Raw genomic sequence first — 5,062 nt, forward strand, 5'->3', positions numbered from 1 at the left:
TTCGCCGGGACACGGGCAATCTGCGCGCCGCGCACGAACTCGGCATAGTCCAACTGGGCCTGGGCCGGGCAGACGCCGCCGAAGCCAGCTTCGCCCGCGCGCTGCAGATCGCGCCGAACCACGTGAACGCGCTCGTGAACCGGGGCTCCGCGCTGAAGGCGCTGAACCGGCTCGATGAGGCGGAGAGCTGCTACCGGGCCGCGATCGGCCTCGATCCTCGGAACCGGATCGCCGTCCGGAACCTGGGCATCCTCCTCAACCTGGTCGAGCGCCATGCGGAGTCCCTGGCGGCCGCCGACGAGGCCCTGGCGCGGGATCGGCACGCCGAGGGCCTTATCATGCGCGGCGATGCGCTCTATGGCCTGGGCCGCTTCGAGGAGGCGCTGGAGAGCTATCGCGAGGCGGCCAAGCTGTCGGCCGAGCCCTATGAAACGCTGATCAAGACCGCCATCGCCCGCGCCGCGCTCCGGCAATATACCGAAGCGCTGGCCCTGCTCGACCAGGCCGTGGCCCTGCGGCCCGCAGATCAGCTGGCCTACTATCAGCGCGCGGCCATCCGACTGCTGACCTGCGACTTCGAGGGCGGTTGGCGCGACTTCGAATATCGCTGGCGCAACGAGCTGTTCATCGCCACCTCCTCCGCCGCCGTGTCGCCGCAGGTCCGCGAGCGCCTGGATCTGCGCCAGGGGATCGACGACGTCAGGGGCGCCAAGGTGCTGCTGGTCGCCGAACAGGGGATCGGCGACCAGGTCATGTTCGCCAGCATGATCCCCGACCTGGCGGCCGCGGCGGCCAGCGTCGCCACCGTGTGCGACCCTCGCCTGCTGAGGCTGTTTTCCAACTCCTTCGAGGGCGTGGGCTTCTTCGATCCGAGCGGCGCGAACCTTCCGCGCGCGGCGTTCGACAAGGTGATCGCCATGGGCAGCCTGGGGCACATCTTCCGCAACCGGCTCGAGGACTTCCCGGGCGCCCCATACCTGCGGCCGAGCGCCGAGGTCCGCGAACGCTGGGCGGCGCGCCTGGGCCCGCGGCCGACGGGCCTGCGGATCGGCCTCTCCTGGCGTGGCGGGACGCTGGCCACGGGCGCGGGCCAGCGCTCCCTGGCGCTGGCGGACTTCGCGCCGCTGCTCGACCTGCTCGACTGTGATTTCGTCAGCCTGCAGTACGGTGACCCGTCGGCCGAGGTTCAGGCCGTCAATGCCGATCTGCAGCGGCCGATCCGCATCTTCCCCCCGGCGGACATCGACGACTTCGAGGAACTGGCCGGACTGATCGCCAACCTGGACGTCGTGGTCTCGGTGCAAACCTCCGTCGTCCATCTGACCGGCGCTCTGGGGACGGAGTGCCTCACCCTGGTTCCGTACAACCCGATTTGGCGCTACACGGCTCACGCCTCCACCATGCCGTGGTACCGGTCAGCCCAGATCCACCGGCAAGCCGAGCCGGGCGCCTGGGCGCCGGTGATCGCGCGCGTGGCGAAGGATCTGAAGGCCCGCGTGCGCTCTCCCGCGCGAACCTGATCGCGCTGGGAGTTCGCTTGCAGTCACCACCCGTCCTTGACGTCTTCATCGGCTACGATCGCCAGGAGATCGTGGCCTACCATGTGCTGTGCCAGAGCATCCTCGAGCACAGCGCCCACCCCGTGCGCTTCACCGCGATCAACCTGGAGAGCCTGAGACCGATCTTCGAGCGGGAGGCGACGAGCCAGCAGTCGACCGAGTTTTCCTTCTCCCGGTTCCTGACCCCGTATCTGTCGAGCTACGCCGGCTGGTCGCTGTTCATGGATTGCGACATGCTGGTCCGCGCCGACATCGGCGAGCTCTTCGCGCTGGCGGACGACCGTCATGCGGTGATGGTCTGCAAGCACGACTACACGCCGCGCGACGAGGTCAAATTCCTCAGCCGCACCCAGTCGCGCTACGCCAAGAAGAACTGGTCGAGCGTCATGCTGCTCAACAACGCCCGCTGCCGGGCGCTGACGCCGGGCTATGTGCAGGCGGCGACGGGGCTCGAGCTGCACCAGTTCAAGTGGCTGGCGGGCGACGCCGAGATCGGGGACCTGCCGCTGGAGTGGAACTGGTTGGTGGGCGAGTACGACTTCAACCCGCAGGCCCGCGTCGCCCATTTCACCCGCGGCGGTCCCTACCTGCCGGGCTTCGAGGACTGCGACTACGCCGACGAATGGCGGGCGATGTACGCGCGCACGGTGCACGCGAAGGGCTCTGCGCCGCGGCTGTGGGATACGGCCGGCTAGGCCGACCCGTCGGCCTTGGCGGCATAGGCGTCGATCGCCGCCAGGTGCGGGGCGATCTCAGCCTCCGTCAGGAACGATCCGGTGAAGCTGTTGCGCGCGAGCGTCGTCAGCTCCTCGCGGCTAAGTCCGAGCGCCACGGCCGTCGCGAACCAGTTCTTCGCCAGGTAGCCGCCGAAATAGGCCGGGTCGTCGGAGTTGACGGTGGCGCGCAGGCCGAGCGCCAGCATGTGCTTCAGCGGGTGCGCCCTGAGGTCGTCGACCACACAGAGCTTGAGGTTCGACAGCGGGCAGACGGTCAGCGTCATGCCCTCGGCGGCCAGGCGCTTGACCAGGGCCGGATCCTCCAGCGCCCGGTTGCCGTGGTCGATGCGGTCGACTTTCAGGATGTCGAGCGCCTCCCAGACGTAGGCGGGCGGACCCTCCTCGCCGGCGTGGGCCACCAGCTTCAGGCCGCGCTCGCGGGCCGCCTCGTAGACCCGGGCGAACTTCGATGGCGGGTGGCCGACCTCGGAGGAGTCCAGGCCCACGGCCACGATGCGGTCGAGATAGGGCTCGGCGGCCTTCAGGGTCTCGAACGCGGCCTCCTCCGGCAGGTGGCGCAGGAAGCAGAGGATCAGCTTGGAGGTGACGCCCAGGGTGCGCTCGGCCTCCGCCATGCCCGAGAGCAAGCCGTCGGCGGCGACCGAGAAGGGCAGGCCGCGGTCGGTGTGGGTCTGGGGATCGAAGAACAGCTCCACATGGCGCGCCCCGTCCGCGGCGACGCGGCGGAAGTAGGCCATGGCCAGGTCGTGGAAGTCCTGCTCGGTCCGGAGCACGCCCGCGCCCTGGTAGTAGATGTCCAGGAAGTCCTGCAGGTTCGAGAAGGCGTAGGCTTCTCGCACGGCTTCCACGGACGCAAACGGCAGCGAGACGCGGTTGCGGCGCGCGAACTCGAACATCTGCTCCGGCTCCAGGCTGCCTTCGATGTGCAGGTGGAGCTCGGCCTTCGGCAGGCCGCGGATGAATTCGGCGAGGTTGTCCATGCGGCGACTGTCGGGACGGCGCGCGGCCGGCGTCAAGCCTTGCGGCGGCTCAATGCGTGGTGGGCAGGCTCTTGGCCTTGTAAACGACCCCGCCCTTCATCACGAACGGCACCTTCTCCAGCACCGTCACGTCCTTCAGCGGGTCGCCATCGACGGCGATGATGTCGGCGTAGCGGCCGGGCTGGATCGAGCCGATGTCCTTGGTGTCGCCGATCAGGTCGGCGGCGTTCCAGGTGGCGGCCACGATGGCGTCCATCGGGCTCATGCCGGCCTTGACCATGATCGCGAACTCCTGGGCGTTCTCGCCGTGGTTGGACATGCCGAAGGTGTCGGTGCCGAAGGCGATCTTCACCCCGGCCGCATAGGCGTCGTGCAGGTTCTTCTGCATGTAGGGGACGACCGTCAGGGCCTTCTGGGCGGTCGAGGGGTTCAGGTCCTCCGGATGGGCCTTGGCGTGATCGTAGACCTTGGCCCCGACCAGCATGGTCGGCACGAAATAGGTCCCGTGCGCCTTGAACAGCTTGTAGCTCTCGGCGTCCGCATAGGTGCCGTGCTCGATGGAATCCACGCCGAGCGCGATGGCGTGATCGATGGCCTGCTTGCCGTGGGCGTGGGCGGCGACCTTCATGCCGAGCGCATGGGCGGTCTCGATCACCGCCTTGATCTCGTCATCGGCCATCAGCTGCAGGGCAGGGTCGTCGCCGATCGACATGACCCCGCCGGACGGCATGATCTTGATCAGGTCCGCGCCCTCGCGCCGGAGGGTCCGCACCGCGCGCCGGGCGGCCTCGGGGCTGTCGATCAGGTTGTCGGTCCAGTGCGGATGCGACAGTTCGGGGTCGAGGCCGTTCGCCGAATCGCCGTGCCCTCCGGTGGGCCCGAGCGGCGTGCCCGCCACCCAGAGGCGAGGGCCGGGGATGACGCCCGCGTTGATGGCCCGCTTCAGGGCTACGATCACCTCGGTGTCGGCGCCGACGTCACGGGCCGAGGTGAAGCCGGCCATCAGGGTGTCGCGGGCATAGGCGGTCGCCTCGATGGCGTCGTCGAAGTTGGTCCGCGTCATCGCCGTGTGGATCGGGTCGCCCTTGTGGAAGCCCTGGGTGATGTGGACGTGGTCGTCGATCAGGCCGGGCAGGACGGTCGAGGTCGAGAGGTCGATCACCTCGGCGCCCTTGGGCGTGAGGAAGCCGGGCTCTACAGAGGTGATCCGGTCGTCGTGGATCAGGATCGAGACCTGGGTCCTGGGCGCCTTGCCGACGCCGTCGATCAGCCGCCCGGCGTGGATCACCAGATCCCTGGCCGCCGCCGGCGCCGCGGCCATCGCCAGGAGGGCCGCGCAAGCGCCCGCGGCCGTCAAACCCTTACACAGACCCATCGCACCCTCCCCGAATCGCCGGGTTAGGTGACGGCGCCGCCCATCCTGGCGCAAGCCCGGCCGCGCGAGCCGATTGCCTGACAGGCCGTCTTCATGCTTTCCTTAACCATCCCCCGTGCAGAGTCGGGGTGTTATGCGTACGGACGCGGGCAGGGCAGGGCCTTGCGCCCGCCCTTTTCCGTTCATAAATGGGCGTTTCCGTTGTTGACGGAACCGCAACGATCCCTATAACGGAGCGCTTCCGCGAAAGGGCGCGAAGGACGAACCGGCTTGACCTTCGGGGCGAGGGGCCGGGGCGCCGTTCGCGCTTCTCTTGCGTGACCAGGAGAGATCGACACGTGGCCCGTATTGCTGGCGTCAACATTCCGACTAACAAGCGCGTGGTGATCGCGCTTCAGTACATCCATGGGA

4 protein-coding genes and 1 pseudogene are annotated in these 5,062 nt (G+C 68.5%); 3 read left to right on the plus strand and 2 right to left on the minus strand.

Annotated features, from left to right (window positions below; all coding sequences use genetic code 11):
- The coding region (locus JWP28_RS07735) for a tetratricopeptide repeat protein (RefSeq protein ID WP_299541748.1) at positions 1-1,520 on the plus strand (1,520 nt) is incomplete at its 5' end.
- A gap of 17 nt (positions 1,521-1,537) precedes the next feature.
- The gene (locus JWP28_RS07740; protein WP_299541750.1) at positions 1,538-2,254 is read left to right on the plus strand and encodes a hypothetical protein; all 717 of its coding nucleotides are present in this window, start codon (positions 1,538-1,540) and stop codon (positions 2,252-2,254) included.
- Here JWP28_RS07740 and JWP28_RS07745 read toward each other — a convergent pair.
- Both JWP28_RS07745 and JWP28_RS07750 read right to left on the minus strand, forming a co-directional pair.
- Positions 2,251-3,276, minus strand: coding sequence for an adenosine deaminase (locus JWP28_RS07745; protein WP_299541752.1), 1,026 nt, complete (start codon positions 3,274-3,276; stop codon positions 2,251-2,253). The genes JWP28_RS07740 and JWP28_RS07745 overlap by 4 nt on opposite strands.
- Before the next feature lie 49 nt (positions 3,277-3,325).
- Complete coding sequence (locus JWP28_RS07750; RefSeq protein ID WP_299541754.1) at positions 3,326-4,651, minus strand: amidohydrolase family protein; 1,326 nt, start codon at positions 4,649-4,651, stop codon at positions 3,326-3,328.
- Positions 4,652-4,989: 338 nt separating this feature from the next.
- On the opposite strand from JWP28_RS07750, the pseudogene JWP28_RS07755 reads away from it, so the two are divergent.
- Positions 4,990-5,062 (plus strand): annotated as a pseudogene (locus tag JWP28_RS07755) (30S ribosomal protein S13); the annotation flags it as partial.

Source organism: Phenylobacterium sp., from assembly GCF_028290885.1.
GTDB lineage: Bacteria > Pseudomonadota > Alphaproteobacteria > Caulobacterales > Caulobacteraceae > Phenylobacterium.